General features: G+C 68.9%; 18 protein-coding genes and 1 pseudogene. 3 read left to right on the top strand and 16 right to left on the bottom strand.

The genetic code is table 11. The features are described 5' to 3' along the window. Nucleotides 1–20 precede the first annotated feature (20 nt). From ABOD76_RS18835 to ABOD76_RS18790, 10 genes and pseudogenes are all read right to left on the bottom strand, one after another. Nucleotides 21–938, bottom strand: coding sequence for an aldo/keto reductase (locus ABOD76_RS18835; protein ID WP_350243491.1), 918 nt, complete (start codon nt 936–938; stop codon nt 21–23). A gap of 202 nt (nt 939–1,140) precedes the next feature. Further along, a complete protein-coding gene (gene gcvP / locus ABOD76_RS18830) occupies nt 1,141–4,011 on the bottom strand; it encodes an aminomethyl-transferring glycine dehydrogenase (protein WP_350243490.1) in 2,871 nt (956 codons plus the stop codon). Between the two features lie 66 nt (nt 4,012–4,077). Further along, a complete protein-coding gene (gcvH, locus tag ABOD76_RS18825) occupies nt 4,078–4,449 on the bottom strand; it encodes a glycine cleavage system protein GcvH (protein ID WP_350243489.1) in 372 nt (123 codons plus the stop codon). A 16-nt stretch (nt 4,450–4,465) separates the two neighbouring features. Beyond that, nucleotides 4,466–5,594, bottom strand: a pseudogene (gcvT, locus tag ABOD76_RS18820) (glycine cleavage system aminomethyltransferase GcvT). A 32-nt stretch (nt 5,595–5,626) separates the two neighbouring features. Then, nucleotides 5,627–6,712, bottom strand: coding sequence for a quinone-dependent dihydroorotate dehydrogenase (locus ABOD76_RS18815; RefSeq protein WP_350243488.1), 1,086 nt, complete (start codon nt 6,710–6,712; stop codon nt 5,627–5,629). A 75-nt stretch (nt 6,713–6,787) separates the two neighbouring features. Beyond that, a complete protein-coding gene (locus ABOD76_RS18810; RefSeq protein ID WP_350243487.1) occupies nt 6,788–7,243 on the bottom strand; it encodes an RrF2 family transcriptional regulator in 456 nt (151 codons plus the stop codon). A 63-nt stretch (nt 7,244–7,306) separates the two neighbouring features. Then, on the bottom strand, nt 7,307–10,225 hold the full coding sequence (locus tag ABOD76_RS18805) for a (Fe-S)-binding protein (RefSeq protein ID WP_350243486.1): 2,919 nt from the start codon (nt 10,223–10,225) through the stop codon (nt 7,307–7,309). Between the two features lie 111 nt (nt 10,226–10,336). Then, nucleotides 10,337–10,795: a hypothetical protein gene (locus ABOD76_RS18800; protein WP_350243485.1), complete on the bottom strand. Its 459-nt coding sequence runs from the start codon at nt 10,793–10,795 to the stop codon at nt 10,337–10,339. A 20-nt stretch (nt 10,796–10,815) separates the two neighbouring features. Then, the gene (locus ABOD76_RS18795; RefSeq protein ID WP_350243484.1) at nt 10,816–11,238 is read right to left on the bottom strand and encodes a hypothetical protein; all 423 of its coding nucleotides are present in this window, start codon (nt 11,236–11,238) and stop codon (nt 10,816–10,818) included. Nucleotides 11,239–11,285: 47 nt separating this feature from the next. Then, complete coding sequence (locus ABOD76_RS18790) at nt 11,286–14,405, bottom strand: DEAD/DEAH box helicase (RefSeq protein WP_350243483.1); 3,120 nt, start codon at nt 14,403–14,405, stop codon at nt 11,286–11,288. A 131-nt stretch (nt 14,406–14,536) separates the two neighbouring features. Here ABOD76_RS18790 and rpe point away from each other — a divergent pair, with 131 nt between their 5' ends. Then, the gene (rpe, locus tag ABOD76_RS18785; protein WP_350243482.1) at nt 14,537–15,211 is read left to right on the top strand and encodes a ribulose-phosphate 3-epimerase; all 675 of its coding nucleotides are present in this window, start codon (nt 14,537–14,539) and stop codon (nt 15,209–15,211) included. Then, nucleotides 15,208–15,954 carry a 2-phosphosulfolactate phosphatase gene (locus ABOD76_RS18780; RefSeq protein ID WP_350243481.1) on the top strand — a complete coding sequence of 249 codons (747 nt, stop codon included), beginning with the start codon at nt 15,208–15,210 and terminating at the stop codon, nt 15,952–15,954. Before rpe ends, ABOD76_RS18780 begins: the two co-directional genes overlap by 4 nt. Nucleotides 15,955–15,995: 41 nt before the next feature. Here ABOD76_RS18780 and ABOD76_RS18775 read toward each other — a convergent pair whose 3' ends face one another. The 4 genes from ABOD76_RS18775 to ABOD76_RS18760 form a co-directional block, all read right to left on the bottom strand. After that, entirely contained in the window at nt 15,996–16,664 is a 669-nt protein-coding gene (locus tag ABOD76_RS18775; protein ID WP_350243480.1) for a DUF1648 domain-containing protein, read from the bottom strand. After that, nucleotides 16,661–16,960 carry an autorepressor SdpR family transcription factor gene (locus tag ABOD76_RS18770; protein ID WP_350243479.1) on the bottom strand — a complete coding sequence of 100 codons (300 nt, stop codon included), beginning with the start codon at nt 16,958–16,960 and terminating at the stop codon, nt 16,661–16,663. Before ABOD76_RS18770 ends, ABOD76_RS18775 begins: the two co-directional genes overlap by 4 nt. A gap of 1 nt (nt 16,961) precedes the next feature. Next, nucleotides 16,962–17,930 (bottom strand): alpha/beta hydrolase, encoded by a 969-nt coding sequence (locus tag ABOD76_RS18765; RefSeq protein WP_350243478.1) that lies wholly within the window; start codon nt 17,928–17,930, stop codon nt 16,962–16,964. Between the two features lie 188 nt (nt 17,931–18,118). Further along, nucleotides 18,119–19,408 carry a glutamate-5-semialdehyde dehydrogenase gene (locus ABOD76_RS18760; RefSeq protein ID WP_350243477.1) on the bottom strand — a complete coding sequence of 430 codons (1,290 nt, stop codon included), beginning with the start codon at nt 19,406–19,408 and terminating at the stop codon, nt 18,119–18,121. Nucleotides 19,409–19,496: 88 nt separating this feature from the next. On the opposite strand from ABOD76_RS18760, the gene ABOD76_RS18755 reads away from it, so the two are divergent. Further along, nucleotides 19,497–20,849, top strand: coding sequence for a glycogen synthase (locus ABOD76_RS18755; protein ID WP_350243476.1), 1,353 nt, complete (start codon nt 19,497–19,499; stop codon nt 20,847–20,849). Between the two features lie 15 nt (nt 20,850–20,864). On the opposite strand, the gene ABOD76_RS18750 is transcribed toward ABOD76_RS18755, so the two are convergent. Together ABOD76_RS18750 and ABOD76_RS18745 are read right to left on the bottom strand one after the other, a co-directional pair. Continuing rightward, entirely contained in the window at nt 20,865–21,500 is a 636-nt protein-coding gene (locus ABOD76_RS18750) for a uracil-DNA glycosylase (protein WP_350243475.1), read from the bottom strand. 20 nt (nt 21,501–21,520) lie between these two features. Further along, complete coding sequence (locus tag ABOD76_RS18745) at nt 21,521–21,889, bottom strand: hypothetical protein (RefSeq protein ID WP_350243474.1); 369 nt, start codon at nt 21,887–21,889, stop codon at nt 21,521–21,523. Nucleotides 21,890–22,258: the final 369 nt, after the last annotated feature.

The following is a 22,258-nucleotide window of genomic DNA, read 5'->3' as shown; positions in this document are numbered from 1 at the left end:
CTCAGGCGGGGAGCAGCACGTCAGGGCAGCTTGTTGCCGGCCGCCCGCGTGATGCGGTACCACTCCTCGCGGCTGAGCTGCACCTCGGCGGCCTTGCAGCAGTCCTGCAGGCGGCCGATGTTCATGGTGCCGGTCACCGGCTGCATGTGGGCCGGGTGCCGCAGCAGCCACGCGATGGCAATGGTGGTGGAGTTGACGCCGTGATTTGCCGCCACCTCGTCCAGCGTGGCATTCAGCTCCGGGAACTTCTCGTTGCCGATGAACACGCCCTCGAAAAAGCCGAACTGGAAGGGGGACCACGGCTGCACCGTGATGTCATGCAGGCGGCAGTAGTCCAGCACGTCGCCGTCGCGGTCCACGGCCGTCTCGTTCTCCATGTTCACATTGAAGCCGCGCGTGATCATGGTGGCGTTGGTGATGCTCAGCTGCAGCTGGTTGGCCACGATCGGCTGCTTCACGTGCTTCTTCAGCAGCGCCATCTGGTGCGGCGTCTGGTTGGAGACCCCGAAGTGGCGCACCTTGCCCGCCTGCTCCAGCTCGTCGAAGGCCGCCGCGACCTCCTCCGGCTCCACCAGGGCGTCCGGGCGGTGCAGCAGCAGGATGTCCAGGTAATCGGTGCGCAGGCGCTTCAGGATGCCGTCCACCGACGACAGGATGTGCTCGCGCGAGAAGTCGAACATGCCCTGCCGGATGCCACACTTGCTCTGCAGGATCATCTGTTCGCGCACCGAACTGCTCATGTGCACCGCGTCCGCGAAGATCTCCTCGCAGGTGCCGCCGCCGTAGATGTCGGCGTGGTCGAAGAAGTTGGCGCCCTGCTCCATGGCAGCGCCCACGAAGCGTTCGGCCTGGGCCTTGTCGAGCGTGTTGATCCGCATGCAGCCGACGGCCAGAACGGGAACTTCGAGGGAGCTGGTGCCGAGTTTCTGGGTTCGCATAGCAGGTGGACTCCTTGAGGGTGGGGAAGAAGGCGGGCTGAGAGCGCATTCAAACACGGCAGGTGGGCTTTGGCAACCGGAGGAACGAGGTTCAGGAGAGGGTAAAGGCCGAACGACCGCCGGTGGACAAGGCACGGTGTTCATCGGGACGCACAGGAAAGCGCCCAGGCCGGAAAGGGCCTGGGCGCTCTGACGTCTCTCCTTACTCGGCGAACTCGAAGTCGGCGTACTCCTCGATCGGGGGGCAGCTGCACACGAAGTTCCGGTCACCGTACACGTTGTCCACGCGGTTCACGGCGGGCCAGTACTTCCAGGACCGCTGCGCCCGGCTGGGGTAGGCGGCGGAGGCGCGGCTGTAGGCGCGGTTCCACTCGTCGGCCATCAGGTCGTCCTGGGTGTGTGGCGCGTGCCGCAGCGGGCTCTCCTCGGCCTTCAGCAGGCCGTCCTGCACCTCCTGAATCTCGCGCCGGATGCTCAGCATCGCCTCCACGAAGCGGTCCAGCTCCTCCTTCGGCTCGCTCTCGGTCGGCTCAATCATCAGGGTGCCGGGCACCGGGAAGCTCATGGTGGGCGCGTGGAAGCCGTAGTCCATCAGCCGCTTGGCGATGTCCTCCTCGGTGATGCCGCTCGCCTGCTTCAGTGGCCGGATGTCCAGGATGCACTCGTGCGCCACGTGGCCACCGCGTCCGGTGTACAGCACCGGGTACGCGCCCTTCAGGTGGTGCGCGAGGTAGTTGGCGCTCAGGATCGCCACCTGGGTCGCGCGGCGCAGGCCCGCCGGGCCGAGCAGCCGGATATACAGGTAGCTGATCGGCAGGATGCTGGCGCTGCCGTAGGGGGCCGCGCTCACCGCGCCGGTCTGGCTCTCGGAGGTGGGGGCCACCGCGTGGTTCGGCAGGTACGGCGTCAGGTGCGCCTTCACCCCGATGGGGCCCATGCCTGGGCCGCCGCCACCGTGCGGGATGGCAAACGTCTTGTGCAGGTTCAGGTGCGACACGTCCGACCCGATCAGGCCCGGCTTGGTCAGGCCCACCTGGGCGTTCATGTTCGCGCCGTCCAGGTACACCTGCCCGCCGTGCTGGTGGATCAGGTCGCAGGCGGCCTTCACGCCCTCCTCGAACACGCCGTGGGTGCTGGGGTAGGTGATCATCAGGGCGGCCAGCCGGTCACTGTACTGCTCCACGCGCGCCTTCAGGTCGTCCAGGTCAATGTTGCCCGCGTCGTCGGTCTTGACCACTACCACGTTCAGGCCCATCATGGCGGCGCTGGCGGGGTTGGTGCCGTGGGCGCTGGCCGGAATCAGACACACGTCGCGGTGCTGCTCACCCCGCGCCTCGAAGTACTTGCGGATCACCAGCAGGCCGGCATACTCGCCCTGCGCGCCGCTGTTCGGCTGCATGCTCACGGCGTCGTAGCCGGTGATGTCGGCCAGCCACGCTTCCAGCTCCGCGATCATGGCGCGGTAGCCTTCCGTCTGCTCTTGCGGGGCGAACGGGTGAATCGCGCCGAACTCCGGCCACGTGACCGGGGCCATCTCGGTGCTGGCGTTGAGCTTCATGGTGCAGCTGCCCAGCGGGATCATGCCGTGCGTCAGGCTGTAGTCGCGGTTCTCCAGCAGCTTCAGGTAACGCAGCATGGCGTGTTCGCTGTGGTGCGTGTTGAAGACCGGGTGCGTCAGGTAGGTGCTGGTGCGCTGGAGCGGCTCGGGGATGAGCGCCTCAGCCTGGGTGTCCAGTGCCAGCACGTCCACTTCCTGTCCGGTGATGGCCCAGATGATGTCTCCCAGGTCGGCCGGGGTCACGGTCTCGTCCAGGCCCACGCTCACACGGTCGCCGTCATAACGGAAGTTGATCTGCCGCTCGGCGGCCCGCGCCCGGATGGCGGCGCTGTCCGCCTCGAAGGTCAGGGTATCGAAGCTGCTGGCGTTCGGCTTCAGGCCCGCCTCGCCCAGCGCCCGCGCCAGGATGCCGGTCAGCCGCTGTACCCGCTCCGCGATGGTCCGGATACCGGCCGCTCCGTGGTACACGGCGTAGGCGGCGGCCATGTTGGCCAGCAGCGCCTGCGCGGTGCAGATGTTGCTAGTGGCCTTTTCGCGGCGGATGTGCTGCTCGCGGGTCTGCATGGCCATCCGCAGGGCGGTCTTGCCCTTCACGTCCTTGCTGACCCCGATCACGCGGCCGGGCATGCTGCGCTTGTACTCGTCGCGGCAGGCCAGGAAGGCGGCGTGCGGCCCACCGAAGCCCATCGGCACGCCGAAGCGCTGGCTGTTGCCCACCACGATGTCGGCCCCCTGCTCGCCGGGCGGCGTCACCAGAGCGCAGGCCAGCAGGTCGGTGGCCACGATCAGCAGGGCGCCGGCCGCATGGACCGCATCGGCCACGGCCGTCAGGTCGTGCAGGTCGCCCCAGGTGCCGGGCGTCTGCACCAGCACCCCGAAGGCGCCGTCCGGGACGGTGCCGGTCAGCTCTGCCACCGAGCCTGTCTGGATGTTGTATCCAAAATATTCCGCGCGCGTGCGAATCACGTCCAGGGTCTGCGGATGCACGTCGTCGGCCACCCAGAAGGTGCTGCCCTTGCTTTTTGCGCTGCGCTTGGCCAGCGTCATGGCCTCGGCGGCGGCGGTCGCCTCATCGAGCAGGCTGGCGTTGGCCACCGGCATGCCGGTCAGGTCCATCACCATCTGCTGAAAGTTCAGCAGCATCTCCAGGCGGCCCTGCGAGATTTCGGCCTGGTAAGGAGTGTAGGCGGTGTACCAGCCGGGGTTCTCCAGAATGTTGCGCTGGATGACGGCCGGCGTGTGGGTGCCGCTGTACCCCATCCCGATGTAGCTGCGCCACACCTGGTTGCGCCCGGCCAGGGCCTTCAGGTCCTGGAGCGCCTGCGCCTCGGTGACCGGGCCACCCACGTTCAGCGCGCCGTCGAAGCGGATGCTTTCCGGGACGGTGGCGTCCGTCAGTTCGTCCAGGCTGGTGTGGCCAAGTTCGGCCAGCATGCCCTGAATGTCGGCGGGGCCGGGGCCGATGTGTCGGTCCGTGAAGTTGTCGGTCTGGAGCAGTTCAGTCAGTGGTTTCATGCGTCTGTCCTTCAGGCGAGGGGCTCCGGGCCAGGTGCTGCCGCCCGGAGCCCACGGCGGGATGACTCAGTGGGCGCTGGCTTCGTACTCGCTGGCGTCCAGCAGCTCGTCGCTGAGGCTGTCCACCCGCACCCGGAACAGCCAGCCGCCCTCCAGGGCGCCCTCGTTGATCAGTTCCGGGCTGCTGCTCAGCGCGTCGTTCACTTCCACGATCTCGCCGGTGGCCGGGCTGTAGATGTCGCTGGCGGTCTTGACGCTCTCCACCACGGCCACCGCCTCACCCGCCGTGACCATGCGGCCCACTTCCGGCAGTTCGACGTACACCACGTCGCCCAGCTGGTCCTGCGCGAAATCGGTGATGCCCACCGTGCCGATGTCTCCGTCTACCTTGATCCACTCGTGGCTCTGTGCGTACTGGCGATCTGTGGGGGTCGTCATGTCGGGCTCCATTCTGTCAAACCTTGGGCTGTGAGTTTGTGGGGATGAGGGCGGTATCGGTGGTGCCCGGTTGCGCGCGCTGGTAGAACGGCAGCCGCACCCGCGTGGCGGGGTGGTCCTTGCCGCGCACCTCCACCTCGTACTGATCGGCATTCGCGTCGGGCGCGTCGATCAATGCGATGGCGATCGGGTAGCCGAGCGTGGGGCTGCTGGTGCCGCTGGTGACGTCGGCCCACCACCCGGCCATTCAGCTTGACCGGATAGCCTTCACGCGGGGGCACCTTGTCCAGCCGCAGGCCCACCAGTTTGTGGGCGGCGGCGGCGTCCAGGTAGGCCCGGCCCAGGTACGGCTTGTCCTTGACCACCCAGCCGTAATCGCTGCTGAGCGGGTGCAGCTCCTCCGAGAACTCGTGGCCGTACAGCGGAAAGCCCGCTTCCAGCCGCAGGGTGTCGCGGGCGCCCAGGCCCGCCGGGGTGATGCCCAGCCCCAGCAGGTGTTCCCAGACCGCTTCGGCCTGCGCCGCGTCCACGAACACCTCGAAGCCGTCCTCGCCGGTGTAGCCGGTGCGGGCCAGCCATACCGGCACCCCGAACAGGGTGGTCTGGAAGTAGCTGTTCTTGGTTTTGCGGCCCAGGTCCGTGTCGGCGTGCGGCTGCAGCAGCGCCTCGGCCTGCGGCCCCTGCACCGCCAGCAGCGCCCAGTGCGCCGACTCGTCGGTCAGCGTCACGTCGAAGGGGCCGGTCTGGGCCTGCAGGTGCGCGAGGTCCTTGGCGATGTTGCTGGCATTCACCACCAGCAGGTACTCCTGCTCGCCGGCCCGGTACACGTAGATGTCGTCCACCAGGCCGCCGGCCAGCCCCGGCAGCCAGTTGTACTGGGCGCGGCCCACCTTCAGCCGGCTCACGTCGTTGGTGGTCACGTACTGCAGGAAGGCTTCGGCGCCGGGGCCGGTCACCCGGAACTCGCCCATGTGCGACACGTCGAACACGCCGGCCCGCTCGCGCACCGCCGTATGTTCCGCCTTCACGCCGCTGTACGACACCGGCATGTCCCAGCCACCGAACGGCACCATGCGGGCGCCGGCCCGCAGGTGGGCGGCGTGCAGGGGGGTGCGCTGGAGCGGGAGGTCTGGTTGGTTGTCCATACGTGTGAATCTAACACCGTGGCGGCCCCAGGTCAGCGGGCGTCCACCCCCACCGCCTCCGAGATGTGGGTGTACCCGTCCCGGCGCAGCAGCGCGATCAGCTCGCCGTTGATCCGCGCCGGCAGTCCCGGGCCCTCGTAGATCAGGGCGGTGTACAGCTCAACGAGGCTGGCCCCAGCCCTGATCCGCTCGTAGGCGTCCTGCGCGGTGAAGATGCCGCCCACGCCCACCAGCGGCAGCTGGCCGCCCGTCAGCCGGTAAGCGTCCCGGATCAGGGCGGTGGCGCGCTCGCGCAGGGGCCGCCCGCTCAGGCCGCCGGTCTCCTGGCGGTGCGGGTGCTGCAGGCCCTCCCGGCTCAGGGTGGTGTTGCTGACGATCAGGCCGGAGACGCCCACCTGCTGCATCGCCTGAACGCTGGCCGCGAAGTCGTGCTCGTCCATGTCCGGCGACAGCTTGACCAGAACAGGCAGACCGGGCCGCCGCCGGCCAGCAGCCTCCAGCACCGCCTCCACCAGCCGCGACAGCTCACCCGCCGCCTGCAGCGAGCGCAGCCCCGGCGTGTTGGGGCTGCTGACGTTCACCACGAAGCCGTCGGCGTGCGGGGCCAGCGCCTCGACACAGCGCACGTAATCCTGAGCAGCGGCCTCGTTGGGCGTGTCCTTGTTCTTGCCGATGTTCACCCAGACCGGGGCGTGGCGCGGGCCGCCCAGATGCCGCGCCATCAACCCGGTGCCGGCATTGTTGAAGCCCATCCGGTTGATCAGCGCCTCGTCCTGGGGCAACCGAAACAGGCGCGGCCGCGGGTTGCCCGGCTGGGCCAGCGGCGTCACGGTGCCCACCTCCACGAAGCCGAACCCCAGCGCCGTGAACACCGGCACGGCCTCGGCATTCTTGTCCAGCCCTGCGGCCAGGCCGAGCGGGCTGCTGTAGCGGTGCCCCCACAGGTGCTGGCCGAGCTGCGGGTGCGGCCGGGCCAGCTGTCCCGCCAGCTGACCGCTCAGGCCGGGCAGCCGTCCGGCCAGCGCCGCGCCCTGCATGGTCAGGTGGTGGGCCTGCTCCGGGTCCAGGCGGAACAGCAGCGGCTTGGCGAGCGTGCGGTAGAGGTGCGGGCGCGTCATGCCCGGCAGCATAGCGAAGGCGGCATGAAAAAGCGGGAACCCACTTCCGGGGTTCCCGCTGCGGCTCGCTGGCCTTCAGGCGAAGCTGGGTGCGCTCTCCAGCTGCACCAGGGTCGGGCCTTCCAGCGCCTCGTTCTCGCGGATCAGGTCGGCCAGGGTGGTGTTGCCCAGCACGTCGCGGATGGCGCTGTCCACCCGGCGCCACAACCCTTCGGTGGCACAGCCGCCCACCCGGTCGCAGGTGTGATGGTCCTCGACACATGCGACCGGCGCGAGGCTGCCTTCCATGGCCGTCACCACGTGGTAGGCGTTGATCTCCTCCGCGGGGCGGGCCAGCCGGTAGCCGCCGTGGGCTCCGCGCACGCTGCGGATGAACCCGGCGCGGCGCAGATTGCTGGCAATCTGCTCCAGATAGGCCTGACTGATGGCCTGCCGCTCGGCCACCTCCTTGAGCGGAACGGCGTCCCCGGGATGCCGACCGATGTCGACGAGCGCCCGGAGCCCGTATTGAGCCTTGGTGGAGATCCACATGAAATCACTATATCCCGGCACCCTGTAGGGAATTGAGAGATGGAGCAGCGGTGAAGGGCCAGCTCAGCCCTTCTTGGGGGTCCACTTCTTGCGGCCGGTCTCGGGAGACGGCTGGTCGGGCTCGGTGGGCGCCTCTGCTGCTGCTGCCTCAGGGGCGGGCGCAGTTTCCGCCGGGCTGGCGGCGCGGGCAGCGGGGGTCCACTTCGGCCGGGGGGGCGTGGCCGTCTCAGCCGGCTCTGCTTCAGTGATGGGTGAGGCAGGGGAGACCGCAGGGGTTGCGGCCGCCGTTGCAGTCTTGGGCGCCCACTTGCGACGCTCGCCGGAGGGGGCCGGCTCCGGGGCCACAGGGCTGGGTTCCGGCTCGGCGGGGGCCGGCGCGGCAGGCGCGGCCGCTTTCGGCGTCCAGGCCTTGCGCTGAACCGGGGCGATGGGTGTGGAGCTGGGGGCCTCGGCGGAGGCGTCCGGCACCGTGGCGGGTGGGGTGGCCTCTGCCGCCGCCGGGGCGGCTTTGGGGGTCCAGGCTTTGCGCGGCGCCGGGGCCGGTTCTTCTGTCGCCGGGGTCGGCACTACGTCATCTCCAGTCCCCTTGGGGTTCCAGGCCTTACGGGCCGCCGGAGCGGGAGCAGGAATATCGGCCTCGGCAGGTGGCTCACTCACCACGTCGTCCTGGCTCTTCGGCTTCCAGGCCTTGCGCGGCGCGGCCGGAGCGGGCGGCTGGTCGTTGGCCACCTCCGCCGTGGTCTCGCCCACCACCGTGCCGGGCAGGTCCGCATTGACCTCGCCCCGGCCCTGGGCCACCGGCAGCTCGGCATTCGGCACCGCAATGCCTTCCGTGTGCGGCCCCGACCCCTCGCCCACCGGGTCCGGCACCGGGCTGGTCGGCACCGGTTCGCCCTGACGGCGCTGCACGCCCTCCAGCAGCAGTTCGGCCACGTCCTTGATCACGATGTCGTCGCGGCTCTGCTTGCCGGGGCTGCTGTTGAGCATGCTCTTGCAGAAGGGGCAGCCCACCGCCACCACCTTGCCCGCCTTCGCGTTCTCGGTGGCGGCGTCCAGCCGGGCCTGGATCTCGTTGAAGCGGTTGTCGGAGATGCGGCCGTCGCCCTCCTCCTCTTCCTTCCAGAACTGCGCGCCGCCGGCCCCGCAGCAGAAGCTGCCCTCGCGGCTGCGCTCCAGCTCCAGAATCTGGTTGCCCATGCTCTGAATGACGCTGCGCGGCGCGTCATACACGCCGTTGTGGCGGCCCAGGTAACAGGGGTCGTGGTAGGTAACGTTGGCTTCAAGCGGGTCGGCCTGCAGCTGCCCACCCTGCACCAGCATCTCCAGGTACTGGGTGTGATGCATCGTCTGGTAGTGGCCGCCCAGCTGCGGGTACTCGTTGCCGATCATGTTCATGCAGTGCGGGCAGGTGGCCACGATGAGTTTGGGGCGCACCTCGTTCAGCGTGGCCACGTTCTCCTCAGCCAGCTGCTGATACAGGAACTCGTTGCCGGCCCGCCTCGCGCTATCGCCCGTGCAGGCTTCCTTCTTGCCCAGCACCGCGTAGTTCACGCCGGCCCGGTCCAGCAGCTGCACGAAGCTGCGCGCCACCTTCTGCGCGCCGGGGTCGTAGCTGGCCGCGCAGCCTACCCAGTACAGCACGTCGGGGGTGGGGTTCTCGTCGATGGTGGGCACCTTCAGGCCCTCGGCCCACTCCATGCGCTTGTCACGCGAGATGCCCCACGGATTGCTGGCGCGCTCCATGCCGCGGAAGGCCGTCTGCAGCTGCGCCGGGAACTCGCCCGCCACCATCACCTGCTGGCGCCGGATGTCGATGATGTCGAGCATCTGCTCGTCCTGTACCGGGCACACCTGCATGCACGCGCCGCAGGTGGTGCAGGCCCACACCGCCTCCTCGCTGATGGCGAACTCCAGCAGTGGTTGGGCGGTGGCCGCGCCGCCCTCGAAGGCGGCGGTCTGCAGCTTGAACGGGCTGGCGTGGCTGGCCAGCATGTTCAGCTCCATGCGCTTGTTGATCTCCAGCGCGGCCGGGCTGAGCGACTTGCCGGTGGCGCTGCCGGGGCAGACATCCTGGCAGCGGTTGCACTGGATGCAGGCGTAGGCGTCCAGCAGTCGGGGCCAGCTCAGGTCTTCCAGCTGTGAGGCGCCCAGCTGCGGCTCCTCCTGCTCCATCGCCTCGGCCAGCCCCTTCATGGGCGGCAGGGTGCCGCTGTTGACCGGGCGGCGCAGGAAGTAGTTCACCGGAGCCATGAAGATGTGGATGTGCTTGGTGTACGGGAAGTACGCCAGGAACGCCAGCACGCTGCCCAGCGCGCCCCAGTATCCGAAGACCCGCCAGCCGTGAACGGCGGCGTCGCTGGCCCCCGAGAACAGCCAGCCGGACACGGTGCTGGTGAACGGCTGCCAGCGGTCGCTGCCCTCCTCGGCCAGCTTGGCGGCCTGTCCGATGATGCGGCTGCCGACGTGGAAGGTAATGAACGCCGACACGATCAGGCTGTCGCGCAGGATGAACTGCTGCTTGACCAGCGGGTGCAGCAGCGTGCGGGCGTTGAACACGAAGTCGCGGCGGGCCGGCAGGAACAGCCGGCGCACCACCAGGCTCAGCACGCCTAGCAGCACCAGGAAGCTCAGGATGTCCGAGAGCAGGTTGTAGAGGGCGCCCAGCGGGTTGCCCGAGGTGATGCTGAAGGCGAAGTAGCCCTCCAGCCCGTCAATGACGTTCACCAGCAGGTAGTACACGAAGCCGTAGAAGATAAAGCTGTGCAGCACGCTGATGGCCGTGCGGCGGCGGAAGGTGCGCTCCTGGGTCAGGGTGGTGCGCAGGGCGTACAGCAGGCGGGCGCCGGGCCGGTCCACGCGGGTTTCCTCGGCAGGGCGACCACGCCGGATTCGCAGGTACAGCCGGTAGAAGCCCCACACGCCGATGACGCCCGTCACCAGGGCGAACACAAAGAACAGAATCTTGGAACTGAGCGGCAGCACGCGGGGTCCTCCAGGGGTGGGAACAGAATATTTGAACTGAGTTCAAGTATAGCCGGATGGTGGAGCGGTCGCCAGGGACAGGCCGGCCAGGAGTGTACTCGTGGATGCAGCCTAAACGTTATAGCCGTAGATCACGCGGACTTCGTCCGGAGCGCCGAGTGGGATGAGGCGTTCCAGGACGTGCCTGCGCAGATCCTGCAGCGTCATATGCGACTCTAATGCGGCCAATGTTCGTGGATCGTGCCATGCGGCCAACCAGTCCGTTTCGATCAGGCTGCTCAATGGAATCATGCCGCCCGCCTCCGGCTCTGCCCAGGCGATCAGGAAACTCCGTGTTTCAGCACTGATGTCCTGAGGAACTGGGAAGTGCTCAGACCACTCGATGCTGATGAGCCACTTTTCTCGGGCGTGGTCGAAGGACCAGTGCTCGTGGGCATACTCCGCGCATTCCAGTTCGCATCCTGGCTCATCAAACCAGTCGGCAACGGGGTTGGGAACCACTGGTTCGGCCCGCTTCCACACGCCGTCCAGCCCCCTTCGCTCAACGGCGAACACGATGTCTAGCCCCATGACCCTAGTGTAGGCTTCGCTCAGTTCGTCACGGTTCGGCTTGCCCCTGAATCCCCCAGTTCCTGTGCCAGGGCGCGCATCAGGCTGCGGGCCAGCGCCAGCAGGTCGTCCTCGCTGATGCCACTCTGCCGGAAGCGGCCCTGCTGACCGTACTCGCCCACGAACTGCCCAGCCTGCCGCTGCACCCGCACGTACACCTCGCACAGCCCCAGCCTGAACCATGCGGCGTGCCAGCTGCCCTGCGGCAGGGGCCGCAGCCGCACTGTGCGGTCCTCCGCCGGCTCGATCGACACGTTGTTGAGTGGCAGCCCTGGCCCGCTGGCATGCCGCAGGGCGTGGTACAGGGCGTTCAGAAATGCCTCGCAGGCACGCTGCTCGGCCAGCCGTGGGCCGCTGGTGGCCTGGATCGAGGCCTGCAGGGCGTCAAAGTCAGTCGGCATCATGAACGCTCACGGGTGCATTAGTACCATGCGGCGCGGGCCGGGAGGCCTCAGCCGAAGTAGCCCAGCACGTCAATCAAGAGCCGGGCATAGTCGTCCGGCTTCACGCCGCGCTTCTCGATCTTGATGGCCGGCGGGAACTGCGTCACCTCGGTGCGGTGCGGGAAGCGCCGCAGCGCCGAGGCGTCGTAGTCCAGGCCCTTGTAGCTGAAGGTGATCTGCAGGTCGGTCATGGTCTCCCCGATGCTGATGACCCGCCGGGCCAGCGCGGTGAGCCGCAGCTTGGCCAGGTCGATGAAGTTCTGGATCTCGGCGGGTGGCGGCCCGAAGCGCTTGCGCAGGTCACGCTCGATGCGCGAGATCGCCTGGAGCGTCCTGGCCTCCGAGAGTTTGCCGTAGGTGGCGATGCGTTCCTCCTCGCCGTTCTTGAACTCGCTGGCGAAGTATTCGGGCGTGAGCCGCGCGTTGATCGGCAGGTCGATGCTGACGGTCGGGGGCGCCGTGAGCGGCTCGCCTTTGAGCCGCGCGACCGCCTCCGCGAGCAGCTCGGTGTACACCTCAATACTGACCGCCTGCACGTGGCCGTGCTGCTCCTCACCCAGAATGTTGCCCACGCCGCGAATCTCCATGTCCTTCTCGGCCAGCAGGTGGCCGCTGCCCAGGTCCTGCAGGTCCGCGATGGCCCACAGCCGGCGGGCGGCGTTCTCGGTCATGCGCGGCGGGTAGAACAGGTAGGCGTAGGCATCCAGCGAGCGGCGGCCCACCCGTCCGCGCAGCTGGTACAGCTGGGCCAGCCCCAGCCGGTCCGAGCGCTCGATCAGGATGGTGTTGGCCTCCGGGATGTCCAGGCCGGTCTCGACGATGGTGGTGCTCATCAGCACGTCGAAAGCGCCCTCCTCGAAGCCGAGCATGATCTCTTCCAGCTCGTCCTCGTCCATGCGGCCGTGCGCCACCCCGATGCGCGCCTCCGGAATCAGGTTGCGCAGGTACAGGCTGCGCGAGCCGATGCTGGCGATCCGGTCGTGGATGTAGAACACCTTGCCGCCGCGCTCGATCTCGGACATCACGGCCCCGCGCACGGTGGTGGGGTCGAAGGGCGCCAGGATGGTCTGAATCGGGCGGCGACCCTTCGGCGGCGTCTGGATGCTGCTCATATCGCGCAGGCCCACCATGCTCATGTACAGGGTGCGCGGAATCGGGGTGGCCGACAGGCTCAGGACATCCACGGCTGTGGCGCCCTCCGGCAGTTCGATCTTGCCGTTCTGCATCTGCGGCAGCCCCGAGAGCGCGCGCAGCTTCTCCTTCTGACCCACGCCGAAGCGGTGCTCCTCGTCCACGATGATCAGGCCCAGCTGTTTGAAGCGCACGTCGTCGCTGAGCAGCCGGTGGGTGCCGATGACGATGTCCACCCGGCCCGCCGCGAGGTCCGCCAGGATGGCGCGGGCCTGCTTGTCGCCGGTGAAGCGCGACAGACCCTCCACCCGCACCGGCAGGTTCTTGAAGCGCTCCATGAAGGTGGTGGCGTGCTGTTCGGCCAGCAGGGTGGTGGGCACCAGTACCGCCACCTGCCGCCCGTGCCCCACCACCCGGTGGGCGGCCCGCAGCGCCACCTCGGTCTTGCCGAAGCCCACGTCTCCGCTCACCAGCCGGTCCATCGGGTGCGGCTGCTCCAGGTCGTGCAGCGTGTCCTTCAGCGCACTCTTCTGGTCCGCCGTCAGCTCGAACCCGAAGTTCTGCTCGATCTGCTCGTCCCACTCGGGAATCGGTGGGAAGGCGGTGCCGGGCGTGACCTGCCGGGCGGCGTACTGCACCAGCAGCCGGCCCGCCACCTCCTCGGCGTTCTTGCGGGCACGTTCCTTGGCGCGCGTCCAGTCGCGCTTGTCGAAGTTGGACAGGGCCGGCGGGTCGTCAGTGGTGCCAGGGTGGCGGCGCAGCACCGGCAGCTGTTCAATCGGCACGCTCAGCCGGGCGTCGTTCTTGTACTCGATGTTCAGGTAGTCGCGGGTGACGCCCAGCACCGTGCGCGTCTCCAGCCCCTGGAAGCGGCCCACGCCGTGTTCCGGGTGAATCAGGAAGTCGCCTACCGCCAGCCCCAGCGCGTCGGTGACGGGCCGGCCCGCCAGCCGCTTGCCACGCAGGGCGCTGCCGCCCTGGAAGCCGTAGATCAGGTCCTCGGTCAGCACCACCGTCCGCTGCTGCTCCAGCGCGAAGCCGCCCTCGCCGCCGGCCTTCAGGAAGCCGAGCTCGCCCGGTTTCAGGCGCGGCAGCTTGAGCCACGGAATGTCCGGGGTGTCCAGCAGCTTCTCGGCGAGGTAACGGGCGGTGCGTTCGTGCCGCACCAGCAGCAGCACCCGGTAGCCGCCGGTGCGCCAGTCCTGCACGTCGCGGGCCAGATCCGACAGCCGGGCACGGTAGAACGGCAGCGCCTTCAGGTCCACGTCGGCGTCCGGCAGGTCCAGCGGCGCGCGGCCGAAACTGGTCACTTCGCGCGCCTGAAGCTGCTTCCAGAGCAAGTCCGTCAGCGGCCCCAGGCTGCTGGCGAAGAACTCCGGCGAGTCCAGAAATACCCGGCCCGGCAGCAGTTCCAGCCGGGTGGCGTCCCAGCGCACCTCGCTGAGGTACTCGGCGGCGGGGGCCAGGGTGTAGCGCGTGAGCCGCTGGGTGTCCTGCCCCTCCACCCGGCGCAGCGCATCCAGCTCGTCGCCGAAGAACTCGGCCCGGATCTGGTACGGCCCGCCCCCGCCATTCAGCCGCAGCTCCAGCGTGTCGCCGCGGAACACGTAGCCCGGTTCCTCCACGTCCTCGGAGCGCTCGTAGCCCAGCCGTTCCAGCTTCTCGGTCAGCGCGTCCCGGGGCAGGCTGGCGCCGACCTGAAAGCTGATGGCGTGCTCCTCCGGCCGCGACGGAAACAGGTCCATGGCCGTCTGGATGTCGAGCAGCACGTGCTCGTGGCGGTCCTGCCACCCTTCCAGGCCGGGGTTGACGCTGAGCGGGGCGCCCAGCATGTCGGCGGAGCGGTACACGTCCAGCCGCTCCGGTGTGGTCAGCAGGACACACGGTCCCTGATAGCCGGCGAACAGCGCGGCGCGGCCCACCTGCGGCAGCTGCGTCACGGTGCCGGCAGGGGCCTGGGGCAGCAGTTTGCTCAGTGAGGGTTCGGCCAGGGTCACGGGGGCGATTGTACCGGAGGGCGGGCCCGGAGGGGTGCGTGCGCCCGTGACCGTTCCTTGACCGAGATGGCTGCGGCACCCCCGCTGGCTTCACCCGGCGTCGAGATGAAGACTGTTAGAATCGCTGCATTGTGCCGCCCACACCGATCAAGCTCGCGCCCAGCATCCTGGCCAGTGATTTCACCCGGCTGGCCGACGAACTGCGGGCCATCCGCAGCGCCGACTACATCCACGTGGACGTGATGGACGGGCAGTTCGTCCCGAACATCAGCTTCGGCTTCCCGCTGCTGGAGGCGGTGCGGCGGGTGCGCGACGCCGACCAGACCGGGCAGTTTATTGACGTGCATCTGATGGTGCAGGCCCCGGAACGCTATCTGGAGCAGTTCGCGGCGGCCGGGGCCGACGGCCTGACCATCCACGTGGAGGCCACACCTCACATCCACCGCGCCGTGCAGATGATCCGCGACCTGGGAAAGCAGCCGGGCGTGGTCCTGAACCCCGGCACGCCGCTGGAGGCGCTGCGTCCGGTGTTGCCGGACGTGGGGCTGGTGCTGATCATGAGCGTGAATCCTGGCTTCGGGGGCCAGCGCTTCATTCCGCAGACCTACGAGCGGGTCCGCACCGTGCGCCGCTGGCTGGATGAACTGGGCAGCAATGCGGAACTGCAGGTGGACGGGGGCGTGAACGCCGAGACTGCCCGCCTGCTGGCCGAGGCTGGAGCCAGCTGTCTGGTGGCCGGGTCCAGCGTGTACGGACCGGACGGGGCTGAGGCGGGGCTGGCCCGGCTGCGCGGGGCGCTGGCATGAAGCTGCGGGTGGATCTGCTGCCACACGGCGGCTACTCGGACACGGTGCTGGTGGTGGACATCCTGCGCGCCACCACCACCGCCGTGGCCTACCTGGAGCGCGGGGCAGAGGGGCTGCTGCTCACCGCCAGCCCGGAGCGGGCGCTGGCCCTGCGCGACCATCCGGGCCCGGATGGCGAGCCGGTCCGGGATGAGCGGTACCTGCTGGGCGGCGAGCGCGGCGGTCTCCCGATTCCCGGGTTCGACTTCGGCAACAGCCCGGTGGAGGCCTCGGGGCGCAACTTCACCGGCAGAACGGTCGTGATGAACACGACGAACGGCACCGGCGCGGCCCACGTAGCGGCGCAAAGCGGCAAGCACGTGCTGCTGGCGGCCCTCACCAACGCGCATGCGGCGGCCCGGCGTGCCCGGGCGCGCGCAGTGGAGGAGATCGCCATCGTGTGCAGCGGCACCGACGAGCGGGTCAGCCTGGAGGACGCCTACGCGGCGGGGGTGCTGGCCGAGTACCTGCTGGCAATGGGCGACTTCACCGTGGACGACGGCGCCCGCATCGCGCTGACGGTGAGGCGCAACCTGGGCAACCCGCTGGAGGCGCTGTCCAGCAGCGGCCACGGGGTGCATCTGGACCGGCTGGGGCTGGGCGAGGACGTGCGTTACGCCGCCCGCATCTCCGAGAGCACGGTGGTGCCGACTTTAGCCGAGTTGCAGGACGTGGAGGGCGCGCTGAGGTTCGTGGCCGGCTGAGCGGCGGGGCGGGCAAGAATGGCCCGCCCCGCTGCTCAGCCTTATGTGTTCTGAAACGGCGAGCGCGGGTCCGGGTCGGCCCGGTAGTCCTGATAGGAGCGCCACACCAGCCACCCTATCCCGCCCAGCAGCAGGGTTAGGAAGCCCAGCGGCATCACCCACGGCACCAGCGCGGCGGCCGGCACCACGGCGGCGGTCAGCAGGACCAGCACCCCCACGCTCACCAGAAACACACCGCTGCGGCGCTGCCCGCGCTGCCACGCCAGCCGGCTGCGGGCGGTCCAGGGGGTGCGGAAGCCCACGTACCGGTTCGGCTGAGCTTTACCCATCACGTTGCCCAGCAGGGTGAACAGCAGCCCGACGCCCAGCAGGGCGCTGCGGCCCGGCGTCCAGCCGAAGGCGGCGTGCGCGGTCAGACTCAGGCTCAACAGCGCCAGCCCGAAGCGCGTCACCCGGAACAGCAGCGCGTTGCGGGCGGGGCCATTCACCTGCAGCGCCCAGGTCAGGAGCATCGGCAGCAGCAGCACCAGCGGCACCGCCACCAGCGCCTCGAAGCGGCCACCGTAGCGGTCCGGCTGGCCCAGCAGGTTCCAGTGAACCGGCACCTGAAGCGGCTGGCGGGGCCAGCTCCAGGCGATCAGGGCGGCGTTGGCGGCCAGGGCCAGCAGGGTGGGCCACTCGCGGCGCAGCAGGGAAGTGGGGGAGGTCATGGTTGGTCCTTTCGGGAGGGGTCCGGTGTGGCCTGCTCCTGCGGTCCGAACAGGTCCAGCAGGCCGCTCAGCACGTCCTGAAACACGGTGGTGTTCAGCCGGTAGAGGATGGTGGTGCCGCGCCGCTCGCTTTCCACCAGGTCGGCGGCCTTGAGCACCAGGAAGTGACCGCTGAGCGTGCTCTTGCTGATGGGAAACAGCTCGCTCAGCTCGCCGGCGCTGCGCTCCCCGGCCCGCAGTTCCTTGAGGATGGCCCGGCGAGTGGGGTCGGAGAGCGCCTTGAACACCTCATTCACGTCATTTCAGCGCTCCCTTCAGAAAGCCCGTCAGGCCGTCCGCCAGCCCTTCGCTGATCGGCAGGTCGGCCCGGGCGTAGGTGGCGAGGTTGCCCTGCGGGTCGGCGGGCGCGTCCACCAGCACATGATTCATCCCCGGCACGAGCAGCAGCGTGGCGGTCGGCTGCGCCCGGGCCAGCGCCTGGGCGTCTGATACACCCACCTGCAGGTCATGGTCGCCCTGGGCGATCAGGATGGGCAGCTTCAGGGCACCGATCAGGGCGGGCGGGTCCGCCCGGAACTCGCTGATCAGGTACGGCTGCACGCTGGGCCGGAAGATCGGGGCCAGCAGCGGGCTGACCTGGGCCACCGTCTCGCCCTTGAGCAGCTGGTCCAGAATCCGGTCGCTCTCCTGCACCAGGGCCGCCGGGTTGGCCGGATTGCTGTGCAGCTGACGCCGGAGGGTGGTGGCCAGGTTCTCACCTGGGCCGGCCAGGCTCACGAAGGCGGCCACCGGCACCGGCGGCTGTTGCAGCGCCGCCAGCCCGATCAAGGACCCCTCGCTGTGCCCGATCAGGACCAGCGGACCAAAGGTGCGGGTTCCGCCGGACTGCTGCTGGCTCAGCCACGTCAGCCAGGCCCGGGCATCCGTCACGTAGTCGGTGAAGCGCAGGGCGGCCTCGCTGGGGTTGTCGGCCCGGCTGGCCCCGATCCCCCGCTTGTCCGGGCGCAGCGTGGCGATCCCGGCCGCCTCCAGGACACTGGCGAGCTTGCGGTAGCTGGCTGCCGTCACGCCCGCCGGACTGTTGCCGTCACGGTCGGTGGGGCCGCTTCCGGCCAGGATCAGCGCTACCGGCGGCTGGACCGTGCCTTCCGGCACTTGCAGGGTGGCGTGCAGCTCCGCGCCCGGCACCTGCAAAGTCACCTCCTGAGAGGTGGCGAACGCGGGGCTGGCGAGCAGGGCGGTGGTCAGGGACAGGGTTTTGAGCATACGCGGGTCCTCATTTCGGTAATTCGCTAACTACCGAAATAGTAGAACTGGAAGCGGCAGCTGTCAACCGGGCACCACCAAGTGTGTTCCGGAGACTTTGCCTCTGGCTGGGCGACTGGACCTAATGGGTTCACCGCAGAGTTGCCGCCGTCTCGATGAACGCTGGCGAGTATCTCTGCCCTTTCTCCCTACGCCCGCACCTGATCGTCGCCGCGCACCACCCACTTCAGGGTGGTCAATTCCTCCAGCGCCATCGGGCCGCGCGCATGCAGCTTCTGGGTGCTCACCGCCACCTCGGCGCCCAGGCCCAGCTGCGCGCCGTCGTTGAAGCGTGTGCTGGCGTTCACCATCACGGCGGCGCTGTCCACCTCGGCCACAAAACGCTGGGCCTGCCGCTCGTCGCGGGTCAGGATCGCCTCGGTATGGCCACCATGCGCGGCGATGTGGTCCAGCGCCTCGTCGAGCGTCTGCACCGTGCGGATGCTGAGCGTCAACGCCAGAAACTCCTGCCCGAAATCATCCAGGGTGGCGGGCTGGGCATCCACCCTGGCCTCCTGAAGTGCCCCTAGAGCAGCTGGGTCGGCGCGAAGCTGCACGCCTGCCTCCGTCAGGTCGCGCCCAATGGCCGGCAGTGCGCCCAGCGCCTCCTGCTGGATCAGCAGGGTGTCCAGGGCATTGCAGGCGCTGGGCTTCTGCACCTTGCTGTTGTGGATCACCCGCACCGCCGCCTGCACGTCTGCCTCGCTCGCCGTATGCGAAGGGTCCAGATATATGTGGACCACGCCCACCCCACCCACGATCACCGGCACCGTGGCGTGCTCCACGCAGTAGCGGTGCAGGCCCGCCCCGCCGCGCGGGATGATCGCGTCCACCAGATCGTCCAGCCGCAGCAGTTCCAGCATCCGCTCGCGGGCCGGGTCCTGAATCACCTGCACCGCCGCCTCCGGAATGCCGCAGGCCGCCAGCGCCTCCCCGATCAGCTGGGCCAGCACCCGGTTGCTGTGCACCGTCTCCTTGCCGCCGCGCAGCAGCACCGCATTGCCGGACTTGAGCGCCAGCGTGGCCACGTCCACCGTCACGTTGGGCCGCGACTCGTAGATCACACCCAGCACCCCCAGCGGCACCCGCACGCGCCCCACCTGCAGCCCGCTGTCCAGGGTGCGCTCGCCCACTCGCAGACCTACCGGGTCCGGCAGCCGGATCACGTTCCGCACGTCCGACACGATGCCCTCCAGCCGCGCCGGGGTCAGCAGCAGCCGGTCAATCAGCGCGTCGTTCAGGCCGGCGTCCCGGGCGGCGGCCACGTCCTGCGCGTTGGCCGCCAGAATCTGCGCCTGCCCGGCTTCCAGTCGGGCCGCAATGGCCTCCAGGGCGGCGTTCTTGGCCTCGGTGGAGAGGATGCCCAGGCGGCGGGCGGCGGCCCGGGCGGCCTGGGCCAGCTGCCGGACGCTGACGGTGGATGCGGGAGCGGCGGTCATCCCTCCAGGGTAACAGCCGGACCGCCCTGGCGGCTGACCCTGGTCCAGACGGGCCTGCCGGGGCCGATGCTGGGCTAGAGTGGGCGGTATGCAGCTGCTTCTGGTGGCCTCTGAAGTGTTTCCCTACTCGCGCACGGGCGGTCTGGCGGACGTGATGGCCGCGCTGCCCGAGGCGCTGAGCCGGCTGGGCGTCTCGGTCACGGTGGTGTCGCCGTGGTGGCAGGACCTGAACGGTGAGCCGCAGGAGATCTGGCGGGCCAGCGAACCGCGCAACGGCCGGTTGCAGCCGGGACCGGTCCGGGTGGGGGAGATCGTGGACGGGGACGTGCGTTACCTGTTTTACGGCACCCCGGACTTTGACCGACCCGGCCTGTACGCCGAGGACGACGTGGAGCGCTTCTGCCGCTGGGGCCGCACCCTGCTGCCGACCCTGGCGAGCATGGGCCTGACCTTCGACGTACTGCACGGCCACGACTGGGCGGCCGGACTGGTGGTCGCCCACGCCCGCCTGATGGGCCTGCGCAGCGTCTATACCGTGCACAACCTGCAGTACCAGGGCCGCTGGAACGCCCAGGAGGGCTTCGGCTGGACCGGGCTGCCCCCGCAGAACTTCGCTAACGTGGAGTTCCACGGCGACATCAACCTGATGAAGGCCGGGCTGGTGTATGCCGACCACCTGACCACCGTCAGCCCGACCTATGCCCACGAGATCACCACCGCCGAGTACGGCGAGGGCCTGCAGGGTGTGCTGCAGGTGCGCGAGTCGGCCGGGCAGCTGAGCGGCATCCTGAACGGCCTGGATCTGGAGCGCTGGGACCCGGCCGCCGACCCGGACATCCAGCCGTTTCACACGCCGGCCGGGCGTCAGGCCAACGTGGAACTGCTGCGTCAGGAATTCGGGCTGGACGACGCGCCGATCCTGGCGGCCGTGACCCGGCTGGTGTCGCAGAAGGGCATGGACCTGCTGATCGAGGCGCTGCCGGAAGTGACCCAGGACTGGAACGTGGTGGTGCTGGGGAGCGGGGAGGCGCTGCTGGAGGCCGCCCTGAAGGGCTGGTCTCAGCACTCGCGGGTGCGCTACGTGTCCGGCATGAACGAGCCGCTGGCCCACCGGCTGTACGCCGGATCGGACGCCTTCTGCATGCCCAGCCGCTTTGAGCCGTGCGGGCTGTCGCAGATGATCGCCATGCGTTACGGCTCGCTGCCGGTGGTGCGCGAGACCGGCGGGCTGGTGGACAGCGTGCCGACCGACGTGGGCTTCCGCTTCGGCCCGGCGGACGACGAGGCGCTGGTGGCGTGCCTGCAACAGGCGCGCGCCCAGGTCGAGCAGCCGGAGAAGTGGCAGACCCGGATGCGCCGGGGCATGGCGCTGGACTTCTCCTGGGACGCCTCCGCGCGGCAGTATCAGGCCCTGTACCGCTCGCTGGACCGCGGTCAGTAACTCAGGCGGGCGCGTTCAGAACAGGCCCCCGGCTGGCCGGTCATCCAGACCCTGGGGAGACGCGCCATCCAGCACCCGGCGCACCTCCTGGATGTCCCGCCACGTCAGGCTCTTGGGGCCGCCGGGGGCGCGGGTATCGTTACGCAGCAGATACGCCGGGTGGAACATCGGCATCAGCGGCGCGCTCCAGAGGCCGTCGCGCTGGGTGTAACGCTGCCAGCGGCCACGCAGCCGGGTGATGCCCTGGCGCGTCTGCAGCAGGTACTGGGTCGGGGTGTTGCCCAGCGCGATGATGGCGCGGGGCCGCAGCAGCTGCAGCTGCGGTTCGAGCCACAGCGACGTGCAGGTCTCGATCTCGCCGGGTTCAGGGGTGCGGTTGGCAGGCGGGCGGCACTTCACGATGTTGGTGATGTAGGCGTCCTGCCGGTCCAGCTGCACGGCAGCCAGAATGCGGTCCAGCAGCTGTCCGCCCCGGCCGACGAAGGGGCGGCCCACCCGGTCCTCGTCGCCGCCGGGTCCCTCACCCACGATCAGCAGGCCGCCCTGTGGGTTGCCGTCCGACACCACCACCTGCAGGCAGCCGGGGCGCAGGTCGCAGGCGGTGCAGGCCCGGTTGCGCTCGCTCAGCTGCTCCAGGCGGCTGGGGTCCACGGGCGGGTGGGCCGGACGGCTCAGACGGTCGCCAGCCGGGGCCGGGCGCTGCGCGCTTCCCGGCGCAGCTTGGGATCCAGTCCCACCATCAGAAAGAAGTTCTCCAGGGCGTTCTCGCGCCCCTTCAGTTCTGGATGCTCGTGCTCGGCGGTGCCGGTGGTAAACGGCAGCGTGCGGTACGTCTGGACCGCGAAATCGATGACTTCCTGCGCCCCACCCTGACTGGCCTGCTCCTCCAGGGCGGCATACACGCTGCGCCGCGCCTCGGCGTGAATGCGGAAGGCGTCCGGGTGCGGCGTTTCCGGCGCACGCAACAGGTCCTGCCGGGCGATGCGCCGGTAATGTTTCAGGCCCTGCAAGAGCTGCTCCGTGGTCATCAGTTCCTTCATGCCTACCTCCGGGTGAGTGGGCGGCCGGCAGCGGGCCGCGCTGTCTGCCCGAGTATAGGCGTCAGTTTCCCCCTTTCGGCAGGGGTGGAGGGGAACCTCTCCATGAGAAGATGAGTCAGAAATATATAGAAAATAAGTTATACACTTTCTCACAGCCGGTACATGGGGACGGCAACTGGTGAAGTTGTGAACCCGGAAGTGCCCTTCTGGAGGGCAAATTTGAGTTTTTCCATCTCTGGCCTGCCCTCATCTGTCAAACCGGCGGCCCTACGTCAGAAATGAGTCATCTGGTGAGAAGCTTGAGCTTTATTTTGTATTCATCTGTGTATTCATCGGCCAAAAACCCGCATAAAGCGCGTATAGCTGCAT

Source organism: Deinococcus sonorensis KR-87 (genome assembly GCF_040256395.1).
GTDB lineage: Bacteria > Deinococcota > Deinococci > Deinococcales > Deinococcaceae > Deinococcus > Deinococcus sonorensis.
The sequence above is the reverse complement of the archived record's forward strand: the minus strand, read 5'-3'. Positions and strand labels throughout refer to the sequence as shown.